The sequence below is a fragment of the Thermanaeromonas sp. DSM 22490 genome, from assembly GCF_056378755.1.
The window spans coordinates 25,230-51,511 of record NZ_JBJHHE010000013.1; the positions used below are offsets into that span (position 1 = coordinate 25,230).

Annotated in this window: 25 protein-coding genes; 10 read left to right on the forward strand and 15 right to left on the reverse strand. The window is 52.2% G+C overall.

The window, feature by feature from the left end; all coding sequences use genetic code 11:
- Positions 1 to 69 precede the first annotated feature (69 nt).
- Together AC1BI1_RS09555 and AC1BI1_RS09560 are read left to right on the forward strand one after the other, a co-directional pair.
- Positions 70 to 1,101: a lysylphosphatidylglycerol synthase transmembrane domain-containing protein gene (locus AC1BI1_RS09555; RefSeq protein ID WP_476717059.1), complete on the forward strand. Its 1,032-nt coding sequence runs from the start codon at positions 70 to 72 to the stop codon at positions 1,099 to 1,101.
- Positions 1,098 to 2,783, forward strand: a complete 1,686-nt coding sequence (locus tag AC1BI1_RS09560) for a phosphatidylglycerol lysyltransferase domain-containing protein (RefSeq protein WP_476717060.1) — start codon at positions 1,098 to 1,100, stop codon at positions 2,781 to 2,783. The genes AC1BI1_RS09555 and AC1BI1_RS09560 overlap by 4 nt, the downstream gene beginning before the upstream one ends.
- Before the next feature lie 296 nt (positions 2,784 to 3,079).
- Here the strand turns inward: AC1BI1_RS09560 and AC1BI1_RS09565 are convergent, their stop codons facing one another.
- The gene (locus AC1BI1_RS09565) at positions 3,080 to 4,309 is read right to left on the reverse strand and encodes an LCP family protein (protein ID WP_476717061.1); all 1,230 of its coding nucleotides are present in this window, start codon (positions 4,307 to 4,309) and stop codon (positions 3,080 to 3,082) included.
- Between the two features lie 211 nt (positions 4,310 to 4,520).
- On the opposite strand from AC1BI1_RS09565, the gene AC1BI1_RS09570 reads away from it, so the two are divergent.
- From AC1BI1_RS09570 to AC1BI1_RS09580, 3 genes are all read left to right on the forward strand, one after another.
- Positions 4,521 to 4,742, forward strand: a complete 222-nt coding sequence (locus AC1BI1_RS09570; RefSeq protein ID WP_476717062.1) for a Sec-independent protein translocase subunit TatA/TatB — start codon at positions 4,521 to 4,523, stop codon at positions 4,740 to 4,742.
- 260 nt (positions 4,743 to 5,002) lie between these two features.
- Entirely contained in the window at positions 5,003 to 5,641 is a 639-nt protein-coding gene (locus tag AC1BI1_RS09575) for a hypothetical protein (protein WP_476717063.1), read from the forward strand.
- 392 nt (positions 5,642 to 6,033) lie between these two features.
- Complete coding sequence (locus AC1BI1_RS09580; protein ID WP_476717064.1) at positions 6,034 to 6,750, forward strand: DUF169 domain-containing protein; 717 nt, start codon at positions 6,034 to 6,036, stop codon at positions 6,748 to 6,750.
- A gap of 422 nt (positions 6,751 to 7,172) precedes the next feature.
- Here AC1BI1_RS09580 and AC1BI1_RS09585 read toward each other — a convergent pair whose 3' ends face one another.
- The 7 genes from AC1BI1_RS09585 to AC1BI1_RS09615 form a co-directional block, all read right to left on the reverse strand.
- Positions 7,173 to 8,360: an ABC transporter permease gene (locus tag AC1BI1_RS09585; protein WP_476717065.1), complete on the reverse strand. Its 1,188-nt coding sequence runs from the start codon at positions 8,358 to 8,360 to the stop codon at positions 7,173 to 7,175.
- Complete coding sequence (locus AC1BI1_RS09590; RefSeq protein ID WP_476717066.1) at positions 8,361 to 9,536, reverse strand: HlyD family secretion protein; 1,176 nt, start codon at positions 9,534 to 9,536, stop codon at positions 8,361 to 8,363.
- Positions 9,537 to 9,549: 13 nt separating this feature from the next.
- Positions 9,550 to 10,158 (reverse strand): TetR/AcrR family transcriptional regulator, encoded by a 609-nt coding sequence (locus AC1BI1_RS09595; RefSeq protein WP_476717067.1) that lies wholly within the window; start codon positions 10,156 to 10,158, stop codon positions 9,550 to 9,552.
- 192 nt (positions 10,159 to 10,350) lie between these two features.
- Entirely contained in the window at positions 10,351 to 11,472 is a 1,122-nt protein-coding gene (locus AC1BI1_RS09600; protein ID WP_476717068.1) for a TolC family protein, read from the reverse strand.
- Positions 11,473 to 11,534: 62 nt separating this feature from the next.
- On the reverse strand, positions 11,535 to 13,928 hold the full coding sequence (locus AC1BI1_RS09605; protein WP_476717069.1) for a copper amine oxidase N-terminal domain-containing protein: 2,394 nt from the start codon (positions 13,926 to 13,928) through the stop codon (positions 11,535 to 11,537).
- Between the two features lie 300 nt (positions 13,929 to 14,228).
- Positions 14,229 to 15,398, reverse strand: coding sequence for a zf-HC2 domain-containing protein (locus AC1BI1_RS09610; protein WP_476717070.1), 1,170 nt, complete (start codon positions 15,396 to 15,398; stop codon positions 14,229 to 14,231).
- A 62-nt stretch (positions 15,399 to 15,460) separates the two neighbouring features.
- A complete protein-coding gene (locus tag AC1BI1_RS09615; protein WP_476717071.1) occupies positions 15,461 to 16,033 on the reverse strand; it encodes an RNA polymerase sigma factor in 573 nt (190 codons plus the stop codon).
- Positions 16,034 to 16,338: 305 nt separating this feature from the next.
- Here AC1BI1_RS09615 and AC1BI1_RS09620 point away from each other — a divergent pair, with 305 nt between their 5' ends.
- Complete coding sequence (locus tag AC1BI1_RS09620) at positions 16,339 to 16,947, forward strand: TetR/AcrR family transcriptional regulator (protein ID WP_476717072.1); 609 nt, start codon at positions 16,339 to 16,341, stop codon at positions 16,945 to 16,947.
- 22 nt (positions 16,948 to 16,969) lie between these two features.
- Here AC1BI1_RS09620 and AC1BI1_RS09625 read toward each other — a convergent pair whose 3' ends face one another.
- From AC1BI1_RS09625 to AC1BI1_RS09635, 3 genes are all read right to left on the reverse strand, one after another.
- A complete protein-coding gene (locus AC1BI1_RS09625) occupies positions 16,970 to 17,659 on the reverse strand; it encodes a formate dehydrogenase subunit gamma (RefSeq protein WP_476717073.1) in 690 nt (229 codons plus the stop codon).
- Positions 17,660 to 17,661: 2 nt separating this feature from the next.
- Positions 17,662 to 18,630 carry a 4Fe-4S dicluster domain-containing protein gene (locus AC1BI1_RS09630; protein ID WP_476717074.1) on the reverse strand — a complete coding sequence of 323 codons (969 nt, stop codon included), beginning with the start codon at positions 18,628 to 18,630 and terminating at the stop codon, positions 17,662 to 17,664.
- A gap of 388 nt (positions 18,631 to 19,018) precedes the next feature.
- Positions 19,019 to 20,143, reverse strand: a complete 1,125-nt coding sequence (locus AC1BI1_RS09635) for an amidohydrolase (protein WP_476717075.1) — start codon at positions 20,141 to 20,143, stop codon at positions 19,019 to 19,021.
- A gap of 474 nt (positions 20,144 to 20,617) precedes the next feature.
- Between AC1BI1_RS09635 and AC1BI1_RS09640 the strand changes: the two genes are divergently transcribed.
- From AC1BI1_RS09640 to AC1BI1_RS09655, 4 genes are read left to right on the forward strand one after another with little or no spacing between them, the layout of a single operon-like run.
- Positions 20,618 to 20,728 carry a helix-turn-helix domain-containing protein gene (locus tag AC1BI1_RS09640; RefSeq protein ID WP_476717076.1) on the forward strand — a complete coding sequence of 37 codons (111 nt, stop codon included), beginning with the start codon at positions 20,618 to 20,620 and terminating at the stop codon, positions 20,726 to 20,728.
- Positions 20,729 to 20,784: 56 nt separating this feature from the next.
- A complete protein-coding gene (locus tag AC1BI1_RS09645) occupies positions 20,785 to 21,087 on the forward strand; it encodes a DUF4258 domain-containing protein (protein ID WP_476717077.1) in 303 nt (100 codons plus the stop codon).
- 6 nt (positions 21,088 to 21,093) lie between these two features.
- Entirely contained in the window at positions 21,094 to 21,333 is a 240-nt protein-coding gene (locus AC1BI1_RS09650; RefSeq protein WP_476717078.1) for a type II toxin-antitoxin system MqsA family antitoxin, read from the forward strand.
- A 51-nt stretch (positions 21,334 to 21,384) separates the two neighbouring features.
- On the forward strand, positions 21,385 to 21,666 hold the full coding sequence (locus AC1BI1_RS09655; protein WP_476717120.1) for a CopG family antitoxin: 282 nt from the start codon (positions 21,385 to 21,387) through the stop codon (positions 21,664 to 21,666).
- On the opposite strand, the gene AC1BI1_RS09660 is transcribed toward AC1BI1_RS09655, so the two are convergent.
- The 4 genes from AC1BI1_RS09660 to AC1BI1_RS09675 all read right to left on the reverse strand — a co-directional run bounded on the left by AC1BI1_RS09660 (position 21,663) and on the right by AC1BI1_RS09675 (position 26,223).
- The gene (locus AC1BI1_RS09660; RefSeq protein WP_476717079.1) at positions 21,663 to 21,845 is read right to left on the reverse strand and encodes a hypothetical protein; all 183 of its coding nucleotides are present in this window, start codon (positions 21,843 to 21,845) and stop codon (positions 21,663 to 21,665) included. The two genes, AC1BI1_RS09655 and AC1BI1_RS09660, sit on opposite strands and share 4 nt — an antisense overlap.
- Positions 21,846 to 21,954: 109 nt before the next feature.
- Positions 21,955 to 22,335: a nucleotidyltransferase family protein gene (locus tag AC1BI1_RS09665; RefSeq protein ID WP_476717121.1), complete on the reverse strand. Its 381-nt coding sequence runs from the start codon at positions 22,333 to 22,335 to the stop codon at positions 21,955 to 21,957.
- A gap of 430 nt (positions 22,336 to 22,765) precedes the next feature.
- On the reverse strand, positions 22,766 to 23,437 hold the full coding sequence (locus tag AC1BI1_RS09670; protein WP_476717080.1) for a flavodoxin family protein: 672 nt from the start codon (positions 23,435 to 23,437) through the stop codon (positions 22,766 to 22,768).
- Between the two features lie 23 nt (positions 23,438 to 23,460).
- Positions 23,461 to 26,223 (reverse strand): molybdopterin-dependent oxidoreductase, encoded by a 2,763-nt coding sequence (locus AC1BI1_RS09675; RefSeq protein WP_476717081.1) that lies wholly within the window; start codon positions 26,221 to 26,223, stop codon positions 23,461 to 23,463.
- Positions 26,224 to 26,282 lie beyond the last annotated feature (59 nt).

Below are 26,282 nucleotides of genomic sequence, written 5' to 3' on the forward strand. Positions count from 1 at the left end.
GATAAATCAAAAAGCTAGAACAAAATGATTAATGGTTTACATCATTGAACTGTAAGAGGTATTCCATCTATGATCCAGGGTAAAGAGCCTATCTTTTCCATTTCTCGGTTTAGACTATTATACATAGTCATCCTCTTTCTTGCCGCTGTTCTTATAGCTATTCGCTTAGGCCAGGCGCAGGAGATCTGGCGGGTGTTCCAGCGCGCCAATTGGGCTTGGATGGCTGTTGCCGCTCTCTTGCAAATAGCACTATTAGTAAACCAAACCGATCTGTATAAAAGTGCTTATCGAATGGTTCAATTACCACTTAACTTTAAAGAGCTTTTTCTTTTAGTGACATCCGCTACCTTTGTTTCCGCGGTCGTCCCAGGAGGGACCATTTCGGGAGCAAGCCTGATGATTTACGACGGCCTGCGTCAAGGCTGGGAGGTTTCCCGGATACTGATGGCCAATTTCATCTTTTACCTCTTTGACTATCTGGCCTTCCTGGTCCTGTTGGTGGCGGCTCTACTTTATCTTTTCTGGCGAGGCAGTTTACAACAATACGAAATCATGGCTACTGCCTTCCTTTTAGCCCTGGTGGGCGGGTTACTTGCGATCCTCTTTTTTACCGGTGCCCGACCCGCAACTGTTTTAAACCTGATCCGGCGGTTGAGCCGTATGGTCAGCCGCCTCTTTCCTAGAGTTGGCCAGCATCTCCCGACTTGGGAAAGTAAGGCGGAGGAGTTCGTTGGGCAGTTATCCAAGGCCTTGAAAGCTGCCGGTTATAGCCGGCCGGCTCTATTTCAGGCGGTGTTTCATGCTCTCTTGATGGATGGTATCTCGCTATTACAGGTACAGGCCCTATTCCTGGCCTTTGGCCAGGCTCCCGGCCTGGGCCGTCTCATTGCCGGTTACGCCATCGGAGTTTTGTTCATGATCGTCTCCATCACCCCGCAGGGGGTGGGTGTTGTGGAGGGAGCCATGACCACGGTTTACATCTCGCTAGGGGTCCCGCCCGAGCAAGCCGTCCTGGTCACCTTTAGTTACCGGGTGCTTAGCTTTTGGCTACCCGTCCTTCTAGGCTTTATGTTCTTTAAAAAGGTGGTGGTAAGGGAATGAGCGACAGCTTTCCTAAGGTTTCTAGACCCCACCTGGCTGCTTTCTTGGTGTGCCTGTTAGGACTGGGTAACATTCTTTCCGCCTGGCTCGTACACCACCCGGCTCGCCTTTTCTGGCTCAAGCACCACCTCCCCTGGGCAGTCCTGCGGGTAAGCTGGCTGGGTAACGTTTTCGCGGGTAGCGCAGAGCTTTTCCTTTCCTGGAGCCTGGTACGCCGCAAGACCCAGGCCTGGCGCATTGCCGTGTTTATGCTCCTGATATCCGCTATAACCAGCCTCCTGCGAGGTCTAAACTACGTCCAGGCAGCAGTTAACTTTGCCATCCTGGTAATCCTGCTTGCTCTCAAGTCCGAGTTTACAGCGGCCAGTGACCCGCCTTCGGTGCGTTACGGCCTGGCCGTCCTGGCCGGCACCGTACTTTTCACTTACCTTTACGGGCTCTTCGGCTTTTACCTGCTGGATAGGCACTTTCATCAGCGCTTTGACCTTGCCGAAGCCTCCCGCCAGACCGTGGCTTTTTTGACCTGGTCAAGCACACCGGCCCTGGAAAGGCCCAACCGGCTGGCCCGCTGGTTTCTGGATTCCCTGGCCGCCATTCAGGCACTGGGCACGATCTATGGATTGACCATGGTCCTGCGCCCGGTAATTTACCGCCATACCGTGCTGCCGGCGGAAAGGGAAAGGGCGGCCGAGATTGTGCAAAAATACGGCCGCTCTTCCCTGGCCCACTTAACTCTATTACCTGATAAGGTATACTACTTCAGCCGTTCCAGGAACAGCTTTATAGCTTATACCCTGGTGGGCAACGTGGCCCTGGTGCTGGGTGACCCCATCGGGCCGGAGGAAGAGATACCCCAGATTATTGCTGAATTCACCGCTTACTGCAGCAGGAACGATTGGTACCCGGCCTTTTACCAGGTCCTTCCGGATTATCTGCCTGCTTACGAAGCTTGTGGCTATAAAGTCCTCAAAATTGGGGAAGAAGCAGTGGTAGATCTTCACCGCTTCACTTTAAGCGGCAACAGGCAAAAAAGCCTTCGTCAGGCGGTGAACCGCATGGTGCGCAAGGGTTATACTACAGAACTTATTCTTCCTCCTTTGAGCGACGAGATTTTAAGGCAGCTAAAAGAGGTCTCCGACCAGTGGCTAAGGAGGCAAAAGGGTGGGGAAAAAAGGTTCTCTCTGGGTTGGTTTGACCCGTCTTACTTAAGGTGGTGCCAGGTCATGGTGGTTAGGGATGCCGAGGGTCACATTCTGGCTTTTGCCAACATCATCCCGGAGTATCAAAAAAGGGAGGGAACCATTGACCTCATGCGCCGCAAGGAGGGAGAAAGTGGCCTGATGGATTTGATGTTTGTGCGCTTAATCGAGCACTTTAAAAGACAGGAGTACGACACCTTCAACCTGGGTCTCTGTCCTTTGGCCGGCGTAGGCGAGGCCCCTGGGGCCAGCCTGCAGGAAAGAACCGCACACTTTTTCTACCAGCACTTCAATAGACTTTACGCCTTCAAGGGACTACGCCGCTTTAAAGAAAAATTTGCTCCCCGCTGGGAGCCGCGCTACCTTGTCTACCCCAACTACCTGCTGCTACCCAAAATCGCCCTGGCCGTGGTTACAGCTAACGCGGGAGGTAGTCTATTGAGCTACGCCAGAGCCTGGTGGGAAAAACGCAAGTCAACCTGAGACGCCCGCCTGCCGCGCATGGGAAAAGGGCGGTAAACTCGCACCCCCGCCGGACGGTTGGCGACGGTAATGCTCCTCTCTCCCCGCGTTTTCTCTCCGTTTTCTCACCAGAAGCTTTCTAAAGGTGCGCAAGGCGCTTTCCGGGAACCCCAGCCTTTAGCCTTGAGAAGGTCATAGGGAAAGGTGTCAGGGCTATCAAATCATTATACTCGCCTCTAGTGGGTCTAGCCCTGGGCCCCCTTAGCATTGTAATCTTCAAGACAATCTTAGCTTCCCAAAGTACCTCTAAGAGATGATTAATTATGTTTCTCTAAAATCGGTGTCGTCTTACCTTTATCTTCTTCAACCTGTTTCGGGTTATTGCCATTATTAGGTTTACTAGTTGTGCTACTACTGCTGTTTGGGGGAGGAGAAACTTGCGGCTTGGGAACTGCCTTTTTGTTAACAGGCGCTTCTAGCTGGGATAGATTTTCTTTAAGAGGTTTATTGGCTTCCCCGGTACTAACTGGAGTAACGGCAGGTGCTTTCTGGGCTACCTTGGTTTTTAAGGTACCTTTATAAGCCGGGGTTAGAGGCTGGTTAGCAGGTGCCGGAGCAGCCAGCACAATTTCCTTCGTTGTTTCCCCGTACTCGAATAAAGCGTGGGCTACCTGGCGGGCTAGTTCGGGCTTGACTCCCCAATAACTTATACCGTTTATAGTCAAAAAATAGCCCGGTAAGGTTTGGCTAACTACAGTTATGTTTTTAAGATCTAGCGTTGTCTTGGCTATAGCCAATAATTCCTGAAGGCTTATATTGGTCTCTACGTTATTATAGATTTCAGGCAAGAGCCAAGGTAATTTAAGTAAAGTTGCCGGTTGCATGGCTTGCTGGACCAGCGCCTTAAGAAGTTCCTGCTGTTGCCTAGTACGGTCAATATCCCCCAGGGCTTCTTTCCGGAAGCGGACAAAGGCTAGGGCTTGGTGTCCGTTTAGGTGGTGGACCCCTTGGGAAAGTTCAATTTTATACTCCGGTCCGTCAGTGGGGTCATAATAATACATATTACGGGGTATGTTTATAGTCACTCCACCCAACAGGTCGATGATATTGATAAAGCCTGTCCATCGTACCAGCATATATTTAAATACTGGCACGCCAATAAAATCAGACACTATTCTAGCTGTTAATTCAGGGCCACCGAAGCTCAAGGCAGCATTAATCTTGTCCTTTCCGTGCCCAGGAATAGTTACTAAGGTATCCCGCGGGATCGATAAGAGGGCTAACCGGTTCCCTTCCATATGAGCTACGATTATAGTATCCGTGTTTCCCCCTGTTGCACCTGGACGGGCGTCAGTTCCCAAAAGCAAGATATTAAAATAAAGAGACTTGTTCTCTCCTGAATTCTCCGCTTTAGCTCCTATTTCCTTATTGGGTGGATTGGGGGGCTGGAAGAAAGTCTTTGCGGCCAGGAAGAATCCCACGCCTATACTTACGATACTAGCTGCTATAAGAGCAATTATGGGTTTTTTTAAACGCTCGATCTCCATTATAAATTTATCCCCTACCCTAACTTTTCCCTTTTTCACCCTTTAGTTAACACTTTAAATGGAGTATGGTCAATCTAATCTTATCCTGCTCTTTCCCTTAATTTCATCTTTCTATGTTATGTTCCCTTTGCTTTTGGTAGGAGTTATACTTTTTAGGAGGGAAACTCAAGCTTTTTTAAACTAAAACCCGAAAAGGATAGGTGGGGGTAAAATGTTTGATATAGGGTTTCCTGAATTGATGCTTATCCTCATTTTGGTTTTAATCTTTTACGGTCCCGGTAAACTGCCAGAGATAGCGCGTTCTTTGGGTAAAGCCATTAGTGAATTTAAAAAGGCCGCCTCAAATCTTGCTAGTGAAATAGAAACAGCTACAGATAAAGAAAGGGTGGCTAGAGTTGACGCACAAGGTAGTGATTCTGTCAAAGGCCAATAGGAATAGCAGGAAATTGGAACGGCACTAGAGGCGTTTTGCCTTTCTGGTGCCCGTCGCCACGGAGGTATGAGGGTGAGGGGATGTTGGCTGCTCCTTCAGGGAAGCGTTTGTCCCGGCTGCAGCCCGAATGAGGGCGTCTAGCTTAGCTGGCGTAATTACCGGGGAACCTGCGTTAACCCTGGGCAGGGCCTGGGGGTTGCTCTTGCGGGTAACGACCCCATAACGGGTAAGCAAACCATTCTAAAAAAGGAGGGCTTTCCATGAAAAAGAAAATTATTGTGGCGGTAGTGGCCGGGTTAGCCTTAATCTCGCTCATCTTGCCGGGCATAGCCCTAGCGCAAAACTCCACACCTGCTAAGGACAACTTTATCCAAAGCTTCCTTGACAAGCTCGCTACCAACCTAGGCGTGGATAAAGCCAAACTGCAGGAAGCCGTCAAACAAACCGAACTACAAATGGTAGACGAAGCCGTCCAGCAAGGCAACCTAACCTCTGACCAGGCCCAAAAAATTAAGGAAAGGATAGAAGCAGGGCAGCTTCTACCGCTAGGACCATTCCATGGCCCCAAAGGTTGTCCTTTCCCGGGTGGGCTAAAAGGTGACAGGCTAAATCTGATGGCACAAGTTTTAGGTATGAGCGCCGATGAACTTAAAGCCCAATTAGACCAAGGCAAGAAAATAGAAGATATCGCCAAAGAAAAGGGTATCACCTTAGAGCAACTGCACCAGAAGCTCCTCGAAGTTAAGATCCAGGAGATTCAGCAGGCGGTGAAAGAAGGCAAGATCTCCCAGGATCAGGCTGACAAACTCATCCAGCGGCTGCAAAATGCGCCGCAAGCCAAAGGCTTCAGGCATTTTGGCGGGTCTTTCCAACCTGTTCCTCCTGCCTCTAGTCAGTAAGGCTCATCCCCTTTAGACAACGGCGCAGATATCAACTTTGAGTAAACAATTACCCGTCGGTTTAAAACTAAAGCCCTCGGGCCCTTTTTAGAGGGGGCCCAAGGGCTTTTTTATTTACGCACGTTACTTAACATTAATTCAGTACGCCCCAACAGCCTCGCCCAATCCATGATGTTTATTGCCATTTTTTACAGGTTAAGTATTGTCTGGGACGCGACCAGGGGATACTCCAGAACTCCTGGCTATGCCTGTGCCGCGGGCCTCCTTTGTTACAGGTAAAGCTCTAGGAGCTAGCATCCGGGCCTTCAGGCCACCACCAACTATAAGCAGGAGACTTCCCGCAAAAGCCGAATAATTATCCTAATACCCCAAAATTTGGAGGTGGAATGCTAATGCAGAAATGGCAAGATTATGGGAAAACCTTAAAAGAAGTTCTGGCCCTGGAAGGCCACCCTGTTGCTGTGACCTATAGTGATGAGCCAGTAAGCAATGGTTCAAGGGAAAATTATGCCGTCTGTGGCGCCATCGCTGCCGCCAGAAAAGGAGAGATTATTAATTTAAGCGCGGCTAATTGCACATGTCTCGGAGGGAGCACCCATATCGGCCTTGCTCCCCGCTCACCCGAGCTTTTCCACAAGCTTAAAAAATTCCTGGTGGAAGGGGAAAAACTGCGCGGCACTTATGCTGCTTTCTGGCGGTCCGGCAATCTCTCCAGCTCACGTCCTCCCCTGGGGCTGGGCCAGTATGTAGTTTTCAGCCCCTTGGAAAGGGCTGCCTTAAAACCCGACCTGGTACTCTTTGTAGTGAACGCTGGAACAGCCAGCCGCCTCCTGGAGCTCGCTAACTACGAGCCAGGAACACCTATCCGGGTGGAGCTGACGGGGTCTACATGTGCTACGGCTATCACCATTCCCCTGGCAACAGGGAAGATTAACCTGAGCCTTATTGACACCGCAAGCCGCAAGCTTGTCCCTGAGTTCAAGGCCGAAGATTTGATCTTTAGTGTGCCTTACTTCAGGCTGCACCTGCTGGTCGAAAGCATACCCTATTGCACTGCCGGGACGGCAGAAATGGGCATGGGTTTCGAGGAAGTAATGAAACAGGCCTGACCACCGCTACCAGATGTAGCCCACGGCTTCTTAAAGCAAAGCTTAAGATAAGCGTTACTGGCGGGCAGGGTCGGCCAGGGTCTGCGAGGCCTGGACAGCCTTCACTCAGCTGCAATCAGCTGCTCAAGTTTCCTTAATTTTATATGTCAAAGACATACTCGAAAGGGCAACATTTTGTTAAGGCCAAGCAGTAAAAGTAATGTGCAACTTCGAGGGCCGAGTAGGAGGGGCGGCTAACCCCCGTCCCCCCACACCACCGTACGTACCGTTCGGTATACGGCGGTTCATAAGGCACTAACGAAATTCTAAGTACCGCTCAACTAAGCTCGTCAGCCCTTGGTCTCTCCAGTATTTAAGGCCAAGGGCTTTATTCACCTGGAAAGTATTAGCTAACCGCCAGTACCTCTTCCGTGACCCGCAGACTAGCCTCTATTATTTTGTGTAGAAGCGCCCGAATTCGGTCCCGCCAAATATTTTCTCTTCACCATTACCACGGTCACTCCAAAAAAGACAAGGGCCGCGCCAGCCAGAATTAGCAGATCAGGAAGGATAGTGCTTAAGCCTACGTTCATTAGAAAGATTTTTCTCACGTTATCCGCATAATAGGTAAGGGGCAAAACCCTGGCGATGGCCTTGGCCACCGGCGGCATGGCCATGAGCGGCCAGGTGTAGCCGGAAAAGAGGAAAGACGGCACGGCCACCAGCATGGCCACCTGCGTGGCCTCCAGTTCATTGCGAAAAACAGAAGAAAGCAAGATGCCAAGGCTCAAAATGCAGGCTAAAAACGCTACTGTTAAAAGCAACAGGTAAAGGTACTTGCCCTCAAAGGGGATCTGGAAAAGGTAAACTCCTTCCACCAGCAAGAGGTTAAGGGTGACCAGGTTGATGAGAAAATAGGGCAGGATTTTGCCTATCACAACGGCAAGGGCGCTGGAGCAGCGCTCTCTGATTTCTCCCAAGGTGCCTTGCTCCTTTTCCCTGACCATAGCCACGGCCATATAGAGGAGCGCCACCTGCTGGATTACCGTGGCCATGAGGCCCAGGAGCAGGAAATTGGTATAGTTAAAGGTGGGGTTGTACCACACCCGCAGGCGGAAGCTAATGGGCTGTACGAATTTCCTGGCCATCTCAGGCGGAAGACCAGTACCCTCCAGCTTCTTAAGGAGCGTGCCGGCGGACAGGGTCTGAATTATCTCGCTGGCCGCCGTGGTGGCCGCGTTGCCGATAATCATATTGGCCCCGTTAACTACCACCATTACCTGGCTGCCCTCGCCCCTCTTGATGTTCTTAGTGAAGTCGGGAGGGATGACGATGGCGGCCATTATCTCCCCTTTTTCCATGGCTTCTTCCATATGTTTCTGGCTGTCCAGCTTGGTAGTGTACCGAAAACGGTCAGAATCAGAGAAGGCCGTGATGACAGCACGGCTTAAGGAAGTATTATCCATGTCCAAGACACCCAGGCTAATGTTGTTGACCACGTGCTGGCTGTAAAGAATACCGAATAACGTGATATAAAGCAAAGGAACCCCGAGCAGGATAAAGAGCAGGCGCTTATTTTTAAGGATGTACCGCCACTCGCGGCAAAAAACATACCAGAACTGGGCGAGCATTTATTTCTCCTCCTGGGGAACCTGGAAGTCTACGGTTACGGACATACCGGCTTTAAGCTCAGGATTATCCAACCTTACTTTCACGTTATAGGCGACGATATCTTTATCGCCCCTTTCATTAGTAGCCCTCTGGGTGGCGTAATCAGGCTTCTGCCGGATAGATTCTACCTGGCCGTCGAAGGTCTTACCCGGGAAATTGGGGCTTGTAACCTTCACCTTCTGGCCTTCCTTGATTTGCCCCACCTGCGTTTCCTTAACTTTCACGTTCACCCAGTTCTTCTCCGGTTGCTGGATGGTGAAAAGGGGCATACCGGCAGCTATCATCTCGCCCTCCTCCACGTACTTGGTGACGATAATACCGTCAGAGGGGGCTTTTATGGTGGCCTCCTCCAGGTTGCTCCTCACCTCAGCCAGGGCCGCTTCCGCGCGTTTTAAGTCCGCCTCGGCCATCTGCACAGCATTGCGGGCGATCAAATCCTGGATTTTGCCTGCCTCAGCCTTCAGGAGGGCGGCCTGGGCCTGCTGAACGGCAGCCGCCGCGGCCCGGATGTCTTCCTCTTGTGTTCCTTCCTCCAAAAGCTTCAACCCTTCCTCCGCGTAGCGCATCTCCTGCCTGGCCGCTTCATACTTCGCTTTTATTTCGTCCAGCATCTGCTGGGAGACGGTGCCGGACTCGAACAACTGCTTGGTTCGCTCATACGATTTTTCAGCTACTTCCAGCGCTGCTTTAGCTTTTTCCAGCTGTGCGCGGGCCTGCTCTATCTGCTGAGCCCGAGGTCCCTTTTTCGCTTTGTCGTACTGGGACATGGCCTGGTTAAGGGCAGCCTGGGCAGCCTGAATATCAGCCTCGCTCGCTTTTTCTTGGAGTAAGAGAGCATTTTTGGCCTTTTCATACTGGGCCCGGGCAGCCTCCACCGCGGCCTGGGCCTGCTTTTCTTTCTCCTTCAGTTCCTTGACTTCTATGTACGCCAGCACCTGGCCCGCCTTGACCGTATCCCCTTCCTTCACCTGGACCGACTGGATGCGGCCCGGTATCTTGGCCGCCACATCCACCTCCTCGGCCTCCACCACCCCGTCCACTTTAAGAGCTGTTTCCTCCGCCCGCTTGCTACATCCCGTGACCAGCAAAGAAATGACAAGAAGTAAGGATACCAAGGGTGCGATTTTCCGGTGCAAAGGCACTCCCCCCTCAGGCAAGGATACCTTTTAAAACCAGGTCCAGTATGTGTTCCAGGCGCTTCTCCAGATTTTCCGGCCGGGCGGGATCGTCCCGCCAGAGGACCGCCAGTATGTCCTTTTGAGTGAAGCTGGAGATGCATAAAGCATGGATGCTGGTCAGCACCTGCCGTATATTGAGGTCAGGACGGAAAACCCCCTTAGACCTGCCCCCCTCCAGTATGGCCCGGAGCCGGGGAAAGCCTTCTTCCCATATAGGAGGCAAGATTTTCCGGGCGTAAACGCCGCCCTCCAGGGCCTCCCAGGTCATCAACCGGGGGAAATGGGGATTTTGGCTCAAAAAATAGAAGTAGTTTTTTATCGCTTCCACCAATCGTTCTTGGGGATCGCCGTTGCCTTTAGAGACCTGGCTGGTGACGGCTAGGACCCTCTCGAAATTGACCTTTAGCACAGCGGCGCAGAGGTCTTCTTTGCTTTGAAAATAATGGTAGAGCATCCGCTTGTTTATCTGGGCTTTGGCGGCGATCTCGTCTACCCGCGCACCGTGCAGGCCTTTAGCGGCGAAAACTTCCTCCGCGGCCGCCAAAATCCGCTCTTTGCTTTCCGTCGCCGGGCGGGTCATTACGAACATCCTCTCTTACGGGGTATGGTGGGCGTAGTAACTAAACGTTTAGTTACTCACGCCCAAAAAATAAGGAGTTCCTTCCACGCACTCCTGAATTAAAGATGAGGGGCCTGCTGGGGTTGCCGGCAAGCCCTCAGCCTTTCAGACAAGGAGGATATTTTCTAACAGGCACCTCAACCAGGAACTGCCTTACTGCCCACCTGAACTAGTGCTGCTGCCACTACCCGACATAGCCCACGGCTTCTCGAAACCAAGCTTAAGGTAAGCGTGCTTCCGTACCAGCTCATCCAAGGCCTGCTTCGCCTGGACCACGGCCACCTCAGCGGCCACCACATCGGCTTTAATTCCCATGCCCACCTCATACTTCGCTCTCTCCACGCGGAGCTTTTCCTCGGCCATCTTAAGGGCCTCCAACGCCGCAGCATACCCTTCTTCTACCTGCTTTGCCTGGTAGTAAGCAGTACGGGTTGCTTTGGCCATGAGCTCCCGCACGGCGGCATAGTCAAGCTCTGCCTGTTCGAGCTCTTTCTGCCGAGCATCATAAGGGGTATAGGAGCCCGTAAAGTACATCATCTCAGCCGCCCAGCGCTTTAAATCTATGTTCTGCCGTGCCTTCCACACGTTGGGGGCCTTCTCCAACACCCGGGATACCGCGGAGTCAAGGCTGTCCACCTGTAAGGGCTCGAATTTCACATCATCGGTGAGCTCGGGCCTTGCTGTAGCATCCAGACCGATAACCTGGTTAAGGGCATTATAGGCGTCATCCAATGCGTGCTTAGCCTGCTCGTAGTTCTCCACTGCTTGCTCATATTGAGCTTCAACTATAGTCAGCATAGACGGAGCTACAGTTCCTGCCGCTACACCTGCCCTCGCATTCTGAAGGTTAATCAAAGCTTGCTCCTTCAGCTTCTCCTGGAGGGTCAACTTGCTACTAGCAATCTGCACGTCCCAATACTTCTTGCACACATCCAGGACCAGGGCATCTATTTTTGCTTCGTAATCTTTCTTACTGGCACGCCACGCTAGATCGGCCGAGAGAAGTTTGTTCCAGCTCGCCTCTATCTGCGGGCCATAAGGGCCACTGTATCCGCCCTGAACCGGGGTGAATTGCACGTTCTCCTGGGCATCGTCCCTAATCGCCTTTGTCCGCTCGATCTCTGCCTCCGCTTTTTTAAGCCCCTTATCGTGATCCAGCGCAAGCTTGATGGCCTCGTCTAAACTAAGCGTATCTTTCGCAGTAGCGGTCCCAGACGTGCCAAAGAAGACCATAAGAGCTACCACCAAAATTAGCAGCACTATCCACCGTTTCAAGCTACCACCCCCAAAGTTAGAGGACCCGGATCCGCACCCGGACCCGGGTCCTAGACACCCTCTCAGACTTTCAGCTTCATGGTAACGGTCTGATTAGCCTCGTCCCAGTCAACCTGGGCACCGAAGGCCTGGGCCACCCACCGGAACGGCACCATCACACGACCGTTAACCACTTCAGCTACCACGTCCATGGTGACGGGCGCACCGTTGATGCTCAGTATCGAGCTGCCAGGAGTGACCTGCACCACACGGCCCTGCCCGATGAAGGTGGCCTTAACGCCATCCCAGATCACGTTCTCGGGCGAGATGCCGAGAGCATAGGCAACATACCTCACCGGCAGGTAGGTGCGGCCATCTTTGATATACGGGGCAACATCCATGGTGGCCTGGACGCCGTTCACGGTGTAGCTGGTACTGTTGATGGTGAACACTGCCGTCTGCCTGGTCTCAGACGGAGCCCGCGTCACCACAGTAGCGTTGGCTACCTTCACCAAGTAATCGGTATCCTCGAAGAAGGGTTCATCAACGTCTCCATCAGCGTCCTTATCATAGCCCTCGATGTTTGTGTTCACAAGGGCCGCGCCACCAACTTCTACTTTGATGTCTCCTTCACCGAAGGTACGGTCAACGTCGTAGTAGATATCGCTAATCTCAATTGTGCTCGCCTCATTGCTATCGTCCTTGAACTCGATCTCGAGTACCGCATCATCGCGGTCTCCGTAATCTTTAACGTTGACCGCCTCGATTTCGATATCGCCCTTAGTTACCGTGACTGTGGGCTTGCTGCTGAACTTGACGCCTTCCGGTAAAGTCAGCGTTATCGTATTCTTGCCATCGTCGGTATTTATAGCTTCTGCAGCATATTCACTGATGACGATTTTACCAGCCGGTTGGTTGGACCTACCAAGTTGCACGTTAGTTTTCTCAGCAGTCACTGTTACTGGATCTACTATTTTAGCAATAGTGATTTCACCACTGAGCCCAGCACTACCACCGACTTTAACTTTGAGATCGCCGGTTACGCCAGCCTTGAGGGATACTCCAATATTCTCAATCTTAAGTTCAGCCTCATCGGTCGACCCACTCCTATCACTAGCGGTACTCTCAACTATGAACTTGGCGGTGCGGTCGTCCGTACCCTCGAGACCAGCAAACTTCAAGCGCAAACCAGCATCCTCGTCTACCCAATCCTTGCCAGGTTCCAACTCAGTATAGATTATTTGGTCGTCAAACCGGTACCACCGGGCATTTTCTGGAAGCGTAAGTGTTATGGTACGACCCGCAATAAGTGAACCCTTCAGCTTTTCTTTAATCACAATGTCACTGACATCTTGGTCGTTCTGTCCAGCATAGGCTACTATAGCCGGATCCTCTGCACTGATTGTCGCTTCATAGTCACCATAGGTACCAACGACTATTTCGCTTGGACTTACAGTATAGTCGCCCTTTACTTTAACCACTACATCGCCATATTCGGCTTCTTCAGTATCGGTAACCTCGATTTTTGCCCAAAAGTCGAACGCAGACCGCTGGGTAGATTTATAACTATCATCACTTAGGCTAATCTTCAACGTGTCTGGATCACTAAGATCAAAGGAGAGTTTCGTTGTGTCTAGATTTCCAAATATACGCCCTACACCAGTTTTGTTGTTATCATCTAATGTGCCGTTGGTAAATCTCCATTCGAAACCGTCAGGAAGCTCCAGTTTAAGCTGATCCTTCTCATTCAGTTTTCCGGCTACAGTTTCTTCAACGCGAATTTTTACATAGCCGCCCTGATCGCCGAATGTATCATCATCAATTACGCTGACTCTTAATCCACCACCTGCTACAGTACCAATCACGGCAGAACCGTTTACCAATTGGCCCTTAATGTAGCTCACAGTGACCTTTATGTCGCCGCTTACACCAGCCGGTACTTTCACGCTCTTAAACTGGATCTGTAACCTAAACTTATCTCCGTTGGCAGCCGGAACACTATTCCCCTCCGGGGGGTTGGTTAGGGTAAGTTTAAATCCACGTTTCGTTACATCGCTAACTTTCACTAAGGCGCCGGGTTTAGTAGCACTATCTGCGCCAGTCTGTATTACCGTTTCATAGTTGTTAGGGTAGCTTGTAGTAGGATAATTCTCATCTTTACCGTCGTTTATTACTATGTCTTTGTAAACCGCATCAACCGTGCTGTGACGCAGACCTGTTATTACCGCATAGTGAATCTCATAATCCTGGGGTAGCTCTATCCACGCCTCTGATTGTGTGGAAGCATACATCGGATCGATTTCAATCTGGAAGCTACCCAGCTCAGCGAATTCGGTGTCATCTTCTACCAAAGGTGCTTCCAGCGTCGTATACACCGTACCCACAGCCGCTGCCGGGCCTGCGAAAGGTACCATCAGGCCAACCAGCATGGCTAGGGTAAGCAGGATTGATAGCCATTTCTTCCTCGTTTTTAACAACTTTCTCCCCTCCCATAAAGTTTTGGTTTAGTTTTGGTTTAGAGCCTGATGTTGCTGCATGACTGCAGCATTTCACTGTTAATTAAACTCCACCTTCTTTCTCGACTCCCCCGCCGTCTTTACCGCTCCCGTTGCACCACGGATATCGCATTTATCGGCCCTTTCTTCGCCACTCACCAACCCGAGTGCCCGGGACGGTCGGCGTGCGGGACCACATCCCCCCTTTTCCAGTTTTCACACCAGCAGGGGCGCCACATCCCCTCGGGGTCTATCTTCACCCCACCAGTCCGGGCAAGCCGGCTAGTGGAGTTTTAGCCATACGTTTACCACTTCCTTGCCTGCTTCTAGAGTCTCGCGGTCTAGGTCTTCCAGCTGCCGCTCCAAGGCTTTGGCCCGCACCAAACTTTCGGTATCCTGCTTACCTGCCAACTCCTGGTATTCCAACAGCTTACGATCAAATTCAGCTGTTACGTCCACCGTCTCTTTCTCCCGGTCGACTTCCTTGCCCAGTTTACCTACCTTCTCCAGGAACTGAGCTGTACTACCTGTAGGTAGCACCACCCTTAAGATAGTTTCCTCCTGCTGGTAGACCCAGACTTCCCGAGGCCTCTCGGCACCTGCCTTCTCAGCCAGGACGGCCACCACTTCTTTGGCGTAGGGCAGGTTATCCACTTCCACCTTTACCAGCGTCGTCCGCACGTGCCTGCTCCTACTTAGGAAGGTCTTGGGCTGGTAACTACCTGTGTCCTGCCCGGTGGCTACCTGCGTACCGGTTTTAGCTTGCTCGCCAGTTCTCTGTCCTCCAGCTGCGTTTCCCGGCTTCTTCCCTTCTACTGCCGCGGGCATCCTACCCTGGACTGTTCCCTGCTTTTCTACCCTACCGGGTTCACCCTCAACAGGAGCATGCCCTGGCTTGCCAGTGCTTTCGTCCTTGTCCGAAGCTTGGACTTTTTCAGCCTCGCTTACCTGGCTACCTGATGAACCTTCTTCATCCTTTTCTGTAATAACCTCGGTTCCCGGTGTGGCCAACTTATAGGAACCGGGCCACATCTGGGTGTTACCCGCATGGGTGCGGCCGTACTGCAGTATTCCTAGCCCCATACCCACCGTCAGGACGGCCACTAGCCCCACCCTTAACCACCTGTTTTGGTAGCCGGGCAGGTCATCCTGGAAGAGACGGGAACTCTTCCCCTCCTCCAGCTCCTGTATACGCTTCATTACTTTGTCCACGAAATCAGGAGGAGCTTTAACTTCCTGGTAAATTTCCTTTAGGCCTTCGGAAATTCTCTTCAGGGCTTCAAGCTCTGACCGGCAGGCCTCACAAGAGTTAAGGTGCTCCTCGAGCGCTGCCCTCTCCGCATCGCTGAGTTCGTCGTCTATGTATGGCGAAAGCATTTTCCTTGCCTGCCGGCACCTCATTTTTGACGCCACCTTCTTAGGGCTTAAAATTTTGTCTCTTGCCCTTTCCATAAGGAATCACGAACAAAATGGCTGTAAGTTTCGCGGTCTTGCCCAAAATTTTTTTGGGGGGATTATAGAGGGTATCCAGCTTTACGAAGTCTTTCCTTTAGCATCTGGCGGCTGCGGTTAAGTTTAGACTTAACTGCTGCTTCTGTGTCTCCTGTAAGGGCTGCTATCTCTTTATAGGAAAGCTGGTCCACCACACGAAGTTTAAGCACTATGCGGTAGTGCTCAGGCAGTTCTCCCCAGGCCCTCCATACTGCATTCCAGAAATCTCGGCGATAAACCCTTTCCACGTCTTCTTCTGAACTCGCTATCTCATAAGCAGCCTTGTTCTCTTCTTGAGTCATGCTATCCAGGGAAAAGGTCTGAAATCTCTTTCGCCTCCTCGTCCAATCGATCCATAAGTTTACGGTCATCCTATGTACTAGGGCTTCAAAGCTGCCCTTCTTTTGTGCGTACTCCTTAAAGCCAAGGTAGATTTTTAAGAAAACCTCCTGGGTAAGATCCTCCGCGTCAGCCTGGTTGCCAGCCAGGGTAAGAGCTAGGGCATAAACTTTGTTACGATACTTCGCAACCAGCTCCTCAAAGGCCGTAAGATCGCCCTCCTGCATCCTGGCGACCAGGCTTTCCATATCGCCCATCCCGAAGGCTCCTTTGGTTAATCTTGCTAAGTCTTCCCTGTATACTCACGAATGAAAGCGGGGGAAGTTTCGCTTGGAGAAAGAAAAGTTTTCTAAAGCCTGGGATGGGCAGATACGAAAGCCATAAATAGAAAATCAGCCGGAACATGAAAAACAGCATAAAACATAGAATAAACGGCCTCTTTTCAAGACTAGCTGCTATTTTAAAGAAATGGCAGCCTTTGACTGGCCGTTACATTATGGTATTGTAACTAACTAGTTGGTTAACCTTTGCCATTATAAACTTAAGGAAGAGGTAAGCTCAAATGGCACATCCTGTAGTACAAAGTCGAGAAAGGATTCTCGCCGCAGCGGAGGAAATTTTTGCTGCTAAAGGTCTACATGGTGCGCGGGTAGACGAAATAGCATCTAAAGCCAAAGTTAATAAAGGGATGCTCTACCACTACTTTCACAGCAAGGAAGACCTCTATACTGGTGTACTTAAAGCTAATTTTGAGAAGATCCTGGCCGCCACTAGCCAGGCCGCTAAAGGCAAGGGCGATCCCCAAGAGCAACTGGTAGAAGCGATAAAGACTTACTTCTATTTCTTAGCTCGAAATCCCAGGTTTGCCCGTCTTATCTCTTGGGAGGCCTTGGAAGGCGGTATTTATGCGCGCAAAGTTTTGCCCCCTATCTGGGAAGAAGGCTTACCCCAGATCAAGGAAATATTGGAGGAAGGAAAGGCCAAGGGGATTTTCCGTCCAGATCTCGATATAAGGCAGATGCTAACAAGTATAAGCAGTTTATGCATCTCTTATTTCACCCAGAAGGACATTCTGGCCATTCTTTGGGGAGATGATCCCGTCCGGCCAGAGAACTTAGAAAAACGTTTACAACACATACTCGAGTTGGTGTTAAGAAATGTCCTGCTTTAAAGGAGAAAACAAAAGCCCGGGGTTAAAGCCCCGAGCGCTTCTCTTTCATCTCGCTTTTTTTACTTTTTATCCTGTTATACCATAAAGGATGCCGGTGGCGAGCGTACTCTTCACTGACGTAACCTGTAATCATGCTTAAGATAAGCGGCCGGTTAGGCTTAAGAGCGAAGGCCGCCAGGTGTGCTATTACCCCTAATATAACGAGCACCGTGCCCACATTATGCAAATTAGTGGCCCATTGCCAGACTGGATAGGGCAGGGTAATAGAAGGAAAATTCTTGAGGACTTTTATAAATCCCGTAACTATAACGAGGAAAAAGCTAAACGCCATATAGGCGTAGGCTAGGCGTTGCTCCGGCAAATATTTATCGGCTGGCGGCTCTTTTCCTCGGCCAAACATGGCTTTAATAACCGCCCAGGATTCCTTCAGATCCCCCCGGCGGGGGAGGAGGTCAAATTCTTTCCTTAAGGTATGGTAAACCCCATGCATTATACTCGCAAACACCAGCCAAGCGGCTGCCACATAATGGATAAGAAGGGTAACATAAAAATTAGAAGCCCACGAAAGCCCCGGTAATTGATCGACCATATAGCGCTTATACAGGGGAAGCTGTCCCAAACCGCTAAAGATGAGGAGAAAAGTGGAAATAACCACCGAGCAGTGAATAAAACGCACGATTCCGCTATGTCTCTTTACCTTACCGCCGAACACACCTATTCTCTTCCTTTCATCCCTTTATAAACGGCCACGCCTGCCGCCAGCAACCCGGCTACCGGGGCCAGAAGCACCGCCTGGCCGATACCGTTAGGGGTGTCCAAAAAGTTGGGGATGCCCACCGGCATGGCGGGTTGCTGCTTAGCCGCCACGAGGGCCTTGTGTATGGTCTCAAAAGGTATAGCTGAGACATAAAAAGTAGAAGTCCCCCCATTTTCCTTTTCTCCGTATATATAACCCCCTATAGCGCCGGCCCGCCTGTGGGCTTCTCTGCGCATCTCCTCCTTGGGCCCAAAGGATATGGCCTGGCGGGGGCAAGCCTCTACACAAGCTGGCAGTTTCCCTTGTAAAATGCGGTCATAACACAGGGTGCACTTGTACATCACTCCCCCTCCTGCAAATTTGGGGGCGAATTTAAGATAAGGCCCCACCCCTGCCTGGCGCTGCGGGATATGCCAGGGGCAAACCTCACGGCATTTAGCCCCGCCAAAACAGATCTCCGGGTCAATTATCACCGGCCCTTCCGGTTTTTTCTCCTGGGCACTAAATGGGCAAAGCTTAGCGCAGGGAGGGTTGTCGCAATGCATACAGCGGCGGGGGATATAAACCGTGGTTTTGTGTCCTTTATGTTCCACTTCTACCTTCTGAACAAAGGTCCAATTATAAGGTGTGAGCCTATTGATAACATTTTGCTTTGTCGACCAGTCCTCATAAGTTTTCTGCGGCCAATAAGGCTTGAGGTCCTCTTTTCGCGGCTGCGGGAAGTAAGGCTTATTAGCCTCCCGGCAAGCCTCTACACAGGCTGGTATTTTGCGGTTCTCGCATCCATCACACTGGGTAAGGTCAATAAGCATCCCTACCTGCAGGGAGGCTGCTTCAGCTATTCCCAACCTATCTAGGCCCGAAAGAACCAAAGCAGCCGTTGCGCCCGACAAAAGAGACCGCTTTATAAATTCCCGCCGGTTCATAGAGTTCTCTTTTACCTCCCGTCCTTATAATATATTGCTTTTAATAAAAGCTGTTTCTATAATACTTTATGCTATTTTCGCTGTCAATAATTATGCTTATAAGCCCTCACTCCAATTTTTCCAATTCCCCTTCCTTAGTGCAAAATCCAAGCGGGCTTTGGCAGGAGAATAGCAAAAAAAGAAGAACCTCACTCCAAGTGGGATGAAATTACTCAAGGGAGGAGTGAGGTTTAAATGGAAAACACTTTATTGCACAACTTTATTATAAGCGATAATCCTTTAGACCCTTCAAGGACTTAATGATCTGAGTTATCTCCACTTTTGCCCGTGAACTCAGGGCAGCTAACACATGGTTTTCTTTTTAGCTCCTAAGGCTGAGAAACCGCCATTAAAGCTGGCCGCCGTAAAACTCCCAGTTAGCCCGCGCGAAGAGGTCCAGAACCTCCTCGAAGCCTAGGTGGTGCCTGCCCTCCAGGCAGGCGACCGTGGCGGCCGCCTCTCGGGGGTCGACGCGTTCCACCGGGGCGTCGGAACCGGCCAGCAGGCGAATGCCTTTATCCTTCATGAGTCCCCAGGCATAAGCTGTTTTCATCCGCTCCGGGCCCAATCTGTATCTGGCCCAGGATATTTCTCGGGAAAAGATGGGCTGTATACAGACAGGGATCTCGAGCTCCGCCAGGGCTTCCAGCTGCTCTTCCCGGGCGTACTGCACGTGTTCCAGGCGGTCCAGGGGGTGGCGGGTTTGTTTTATAATCCGCAAGAATTGGTCCACCGCCCGGTCACCGATGGCGTGGGCGGCTATAGGTTTGCCCTGGCGGTGTACCCTTTTCACCAGGGAAAGGAGGGCTTCATCGCTATAATTTAGCAGGCCGTAGTTGCCGGGATCGTCGGCATATTCCTCGGTCAAGGCCGCGGTGCGAGCCCCCAAGCCTCCGTCCAGGAAGACCTTAAACCCCAGGGCTTCATCCAGCAGCCCGAAGTCCACCGTGTAGAAATCCACCTGAACCTCCTGATCCAGGCCTTCAAAGAGGCGGCGTTTGTGGCGGTCCATCCCCATATCGATGGCTCTAACTATCCCCAGCTTCTTAAGCTCTTTTAACCCTTGGGAGAGGACTTCCTTCGAAGCCAGGTTGAGCCCGGCTACCATGGTCTTGAGGAGTTTAAATACCTCCCCCTCGTAGAAGAGCCCATTTTCTGCAAACAATCCCAGCTTCTGCATAGCGGCCGTGTTGGCTGCGGCCAGGTGCAGGCAGGTCCGGACTATTACCACCGGCGTTGAGCCGAAAGCCCGGTCCAGGAAGGCCCGCTGGGGGATAATTCTTTCGGCCAGCCTTTCCTGGTTAAAGCGCACACCTATGGCCCACCCTTCCACCGGACAAGACCTCAGGGTTTCCACCAGTTCCTCCAGGTTGGAGCATTTTTCCAGGTCGGCGAAGTGGTTGAAGAGGGCGAATTCCCATACGTGTATGTGGGCGTCTATGTATCCCCGGGGGCAGGCCGTTTCCTGACTCATGTTTATCCCTCCAGTGTTTATCCCTCCACCCCAAGCTTAAACCCCAAGGCTTCGCTGCGCAAGGGGATTTTTTGCTCAGCTCTTCCCACTTTTTGCAGGGCAGGCCTGCTTGGGCTTGGAAGCGAGCGACTAAACCTGAGCGGTTAGCCAAACTTAAGCTGGGCGAAAGGCGGAGGCAGGCCCGAGGGCATGAGAAACCTGCGGCCGGCAACTGAGGCAGGAAGCCGAATTTGCCGGGAAGCCTGCCGGAGCCTTGAGCCAAGCGCTAGTTTGGCCCGCGAAGGTCTCCGGAGCGAACGCAAGCCAAGCAGGCCTGGAATCAAAACTGGGGATGCGCCAGGCATAATGGGCATTGTCAATGCTTTTTTGCAGTAAATTTTGGGGTAAATGGCATTGCCCCTACCCGTAGATTTTTACCTTGGCTTACGGTAAGATCGTTTACAGAAACACAATCGCGCGGAAAGTGGTGGTAAATTGATTGGAGTTGCTACTGTAAAAATGGAAACGCTTAATCGCCTTTGCAAGGCCCTAAATTACCAACCTGGCGATTTGCTCGTTTATGTGCTTGACGGGGAACAAACCTAATGGGCCTCGCTCATGGGCGTGAGAAGTTCTTACATGGGGGAGGGCAATAGGCGTAGGTGTTGGATCGAATACGCCAATGCGTAAAAGAGGAGAGATGGGCTATGACTGCCCATGCAAGGGCAAGAGCGGGGCAGCGTAGAATTAGGGATGAAGAACTCGTTTGTGCTCTGGCTAATGGGGAAATACTGGAGAATTACCCTGACGACCCACGGGGGCCCAGCGCCCTTATTTTGGGCTATACTGAAGATGGGAGGCCGCTGCACGCTGTCTGCGCCTTCGACCCTTCGGGGACATTGCTCATTGTAACCGTCTACGAGCCTAAGCCCCCGAAATGGGTGAACGAGAAAACGAGGAGGTGAAACGATATGGTGACTCGTTGTTACCTTTGTGGCGGGAAAACAGCTCACCGCCTGGTCACCGCAGAGAACTGGTGGGGCGACCAGCTAACGCTAGTGGAAGGCGTGCCAGCTTGGGTATGCGAGGATTGTGGCGAGAGGTATTTCGAGGCCGAAGTTTGTCGCGTTCTTGACGCTATGCGCGAGGCCCCGCCTGCGGAAAAGCGGGTGATGCGCGTGCCTGTTTACGAGTTCCCACAGATTATTTAAGGGAAATGACTGCTATGGCGCGAAAAAGGGCCAGAATTTAAAGGTGACAGGATACCGGAGTTCGCTAGTGAAGAAGAGGAGCGGAAGTTCTGGGACAACTATAGCTTTGGTGAAGCTATGGAAAAAGGCTTGCTTCAGCCAGAAGAAGAGCCGTTAGAACTGGCCCCAGAACTTGCTGCAAAATTGAAAACCAAACGGGTAACCTTACGCCTCCGGATATCTCAGATAGAAGCAGCCAAAGAGATCGCGCGTAAGAAGGATATTCCTTATCAAACGCTTATTCGATCCTGGATATCTGAAGCTATCCAGAGAGAGCGGGCCAAGCAGGGCTAAGGTTGTACGTTTACGGCCATCCTGTCCTGGAGCACGTCCACTTCTCCTGGATGTATGTAGCGGTTGGTCACGATCCCGGTGAGGGGGCTGGTTATTTCGGCGTTGGCCAGCTGCACAAGGATTACGTTTTTGGCCGCCTCGGCCTGGGCCAGCCCGGGGCCGGTAGCTATGGTGTACAAATGTCGTAGATTGCTGAGTTATCCCCACTTTTTGCAGAGTAGGCCCGCTTGGGATCAAAACTGGAGAGACGCCACCGTAAATTGGGGCCGGTATTGAACCCGGCGGGGCCTATATGGGGATGGCCCTTCTGTAGATGTTTTTTGTTAATTCTGGGCTCGCAGACTCCAGAATTACCAGATCCACATTAAAGGGTTGAGCTGCAGCCAGTACATCAGAATATAGACGCCAGAAATCTATTTTTGGAGGAACTTTATCTATAGCCAAGTCGATATCGGAGTGCTCGCTAAAGGTGCCATCACCAGTCAGGGAACCGAACAGCCATACATGGCGCAGGCCATACCTGTGAATAACTTCAGCAGCGCGGCGGGCAGCAGCCAGAGCATCCTCCTTTCTTTTGGCCAGCTCTTGTTCGCGGTTTTCGCGTTTTTTCTTAAGGTAGGCCTTAAGTTCGGCTATCTCCTTAAAACCATAACTAGGCATATAGGGCATCACCTCTATTTCTCCTTGGGCATTTGGGCATTTGGTTGTTCGCTCTATTCTGCCTCTGCTTTAGTGCCAAATTTGTCTATACCTCCTTCGTCAGCCTTTAACTACTGTTACTTTAATTTTATTTGAACCTGCTGTAAGATACAAACAAAATCTACAAAAAAGCCGTACTACCGCTTACCCGGTAGACGGCCTTAAGATTCCTCCGGCCAGGAGCCCCGCTGTGTTCAGATCCCACGACATCTTGGGCTACCTTGTTTTACGCCAGATCTATTTCGCTATTTCCGAAGACCCTCTCCGCTTCCTCTCCACTTCCACTCCGCTTTTGCTCCAGCTATTTCGAAATCGCTCTTCGTAAATACTTCTATTTTGTGAAAATAAACCTTCCCTCGAGAAGAAAGCGCAGGAGCTCCCCTCGCGTTTCTCCCTCGTTTTAGATGGCATGATCTCTTACGGGACCGGCTTCTAGGACTCCCAGCTCTAGCTTTTTCTCCTCCCAAAGTTTGCGGCCCATAGAGGTTACCAGGGTAGCCTCTCCTATGGCTCTCCCCAATCCCTTCACCGTGGCCATGCCTACTTCGTCTTCGGCTGCTCCCTGGGCTTTGCCGTCTTTGGTCCAGACGGTTCCTCCCGTATAGCAACCGCCTATACCGCCGCATACCAGGATCTCATGCATGAGGTAGAAATTGATGATGGCCTGGAGGGCTGTCTCCTGGCCGCCATGCCTGGTGCCGCCCAGGGCTATGGCTCCTCCCACTTTGTTGCGGAGTTTTCCCGGGTGCACCAGGAATATGGGACGCAGGCGGTTAAAGCAGGCGGCCAGTTGGGCCGTGATATTCATGTCGTAAACGGGCGAGCCTATAATAAACCCATCAGCTTCTAGGACCAATTCTTCCAGCTCTTTTATATCGTCCTGTACGTGACACATGGTCTTTTCCCGGATGCACCTGTCACAATGGGTGCAAAAACTGATCTTCTTACCCCTAACACTCCAGTAGCGAGTAGTAATACCCGGAAACTGGCCGGCGGCTTCCAGAGCCACCTGTACCGCGTATTCTGTGGCCCCTTTCCTTGGGCTCCCGCTTATGCCGAGTATTACAGGCATAAATTTCCCACTCCTTCCCATGGCTATTTCTTAGCTGCCTGCTGCAATTTAGCTAGTATGCGCTCCGGGCTGACCGGCAGCTCGTCAAACTCCAGGCCCAAGGCGTCAGCTACAGCATTGACTACCGCCGGGGCCACCGGTACGGTCGCTGCCTCACCGATACTCTTGGCCCCGAAGGGGCCGGGCGGCTCCCCCTCTTCCACCAGCATCACCTCTATCCGGGGCATGTCCTTGGCCCGGAAGAGTCTGTACCCTTTAAGGGAAGCGTTGATTACTTTGCCGCTGCTCTTGTCCAGGATAAGCTCTTCGGTAAGCCCGTAGCCCAGGCCCATCTGGATACCGCCCTCTATCTGGCCTTCTACCAGCAAGGGATTAATGGCCCGGCCTACGTCGTGGACGGCCACGTAATTTAAAACTTTTACTTCCCCTGTTTCCGTGTCCACTTCTACTTCGGCAAAGTGTACCCCGTAAGAGTTAGGACCGGCTACCGAGGCGAAGCTCTCATAGGCTTTGATTTCCCGTCCGCCCTCTTTGCTTAGTTGAGCCGCTACTACTATATCTTTTAAGGGAACTTTCTTATCCGGGGAATGGCGGCAGTAAGCGAACCCGCCCCCCAGCTCCAGGTCCTCCTCCTTTACCCCCAGCATGGGAGCCGCTACTTCCAGCAGTTGCCGGCGTATACTCTGAGCGGCTTTTAACGCCGCATTGCCGCTCACCCATACCCCTCGGCTGGCGTAAGTACCCAGATCCCACGGCGTGAGCTCGGTATCCGCTTCCACGACCTCGATCTGGTCGGGCGATAGGCCTAATACCTCGGCCACTACCATACACATCATGGTGGTGCTACCTTGGCCCAAATCCTGCGTACCGGTGAACATGGTCACCGTGCCGTCTTCATTCATCTTCAAAACTACCGTGGTCATGTCCACGTGCACCCCAAAGGTGCCGTTACCGTGATTGCCTGCGGCCACGCCAATGCCCCGGCGAAAACGTCCTTCACCCTTGGGCAGCTGGCTCTTCGCTTCCCATCTAAACCTCTCCGCTCCCTTCTCCAAACAATCCAGGACGCGGCAGTTGCCTAGCGAAGTGCCGAAACGGGGATTTATATCTCCTGGCTTTACCAGGTTCCTCCTGCGGAATTCCACAGGGTCCAACCCCAGTTTTCTAGCCACTTTGTCCAGGTGGGTCTCTCTCGCGGCCATTAGCTGAGGAGAACCGTAACCGCGCATGGCGCCGGCCACCGGGCAATTGGTATAGACCGGATAGACGGTTACCCGCAAATTAGGAATGCGGTAAAGGCGGAAGGCCTTATCTATCATGGCGCTGGGCACGTTCAGGGCGCTGCTGGCGTAGGCCCCGGTATTGAAATAGGCTGTTATATCCTGGCCCACTATGGTACCGTCTTCCCTTACTCCGGTTTTCAAGTAGTAGATGGCGGAGTGCCGCGTCCGGGTGGATACCATGATATCCCTGCGCTTCATTTCCACCAGTACCGGCCTGCCGCTTTTAAGGGACAGTAGTGCCGCCACCGGTTCCAAAATGGCCTCCAGCTTGCCCCCGAAGGCCCCGCCTACCGGGGGTTTGATAACCCGCACCTTGTTTAAGGGGAGCCCGAAAACCTCCGAGAGGATAACCCGGGTTGCAAAGATATTTTGATTGGCAGACCAGACAGTGAGCTTGCCGGCTGCCCGGTCGAAGTGGGCCAGGCTGGCGTGGGGTTCCAGGGCCACATGAGTCACCATGGGCAATTTTATGCGGTCAGTGAACACATGGTCCGCCCCGGCCAGGGCCTTCTCCACGTCCCCGGCAGCCGCCTCCAGCCTTTTAATTAAGTTGCCGCCTGCGTGAACCGACGGCGCCCCCGGCTTTAAGGCTTCCTCCGGATCAAACACTGCTGGCAGTGCTTCATACTCTACTTCTATGAGCCTCAGGGCTTTCTCCGCCGTCTCCGGGTCGTCGGCCGCCACTGCAGCCACCCGGTCTCCCACATACCTTACTGTATCGTCGAAAATGTACTCATCGTGGGGGATATCGTGCCCCTTAAAGCGCAGGGCGCTATTATAGGGGACGCGCGGGGAATCCTTGTAGGTCACTACCGCCCTTACCCCCGGCAGCGCCTCCGCCTTGCTCGCATCAATTTTCTTTATCCTGGCGTGGGCCACCGGGCTGAAAAGCACCCGTCCATAGAGCATCCCGGGAAGGCGCATGTCCGCCACATACACCGTGCGTCCAGTCACTTTATCTACAGCCTCGCGCAAGGGCCGCCCCTTCCCTACTACCTGGCCACTGGCCGCTCCGTTACTATAGCCCGCTACCTTTTCCCCTCTAAGCCAGGTAGCGGCCAATTCCACGGCCTCGATTATCTTGACGTAACCTGTGCACCGGCACAGGTTGTCTTGTAAGGCGTCGCATATCTCTTCTCTGGATGGATTAGGATTCTTGTCCAGTAGAGCTTTAGCCGCGATTATCATTCCGGGGGTACAGAACCCGCACTGCACGGCGCCCGTTTCTATAAAAGCTCGCTGCAGTGGATGAAGCTCCCCGCCCTGGCTTAGACCTTCTATGGTAACGATCTCCTTGCCCTGGGCCTTCCGAGCTAGCAGACCGCAGGCTTTTACCGCCTCGCCGTCCACCAGCACCTTACACGCCCCGCAATCGCCGCTGGCGCACCCACACTTGGTGCCTGTCAATCCCAGTACCTCCCGGAGCACCTTAAGGAGCGTCCAATTCGGCTTTACCTCAATCGCGTACAGCCGGCCGTTAATTTTAAGTTGAATGCGCTCCATTCCTTTCACCCCCGGAATAAGGAGCAAGGGGGAGCTCCTTCATGGAGCCCCCAGGCCGC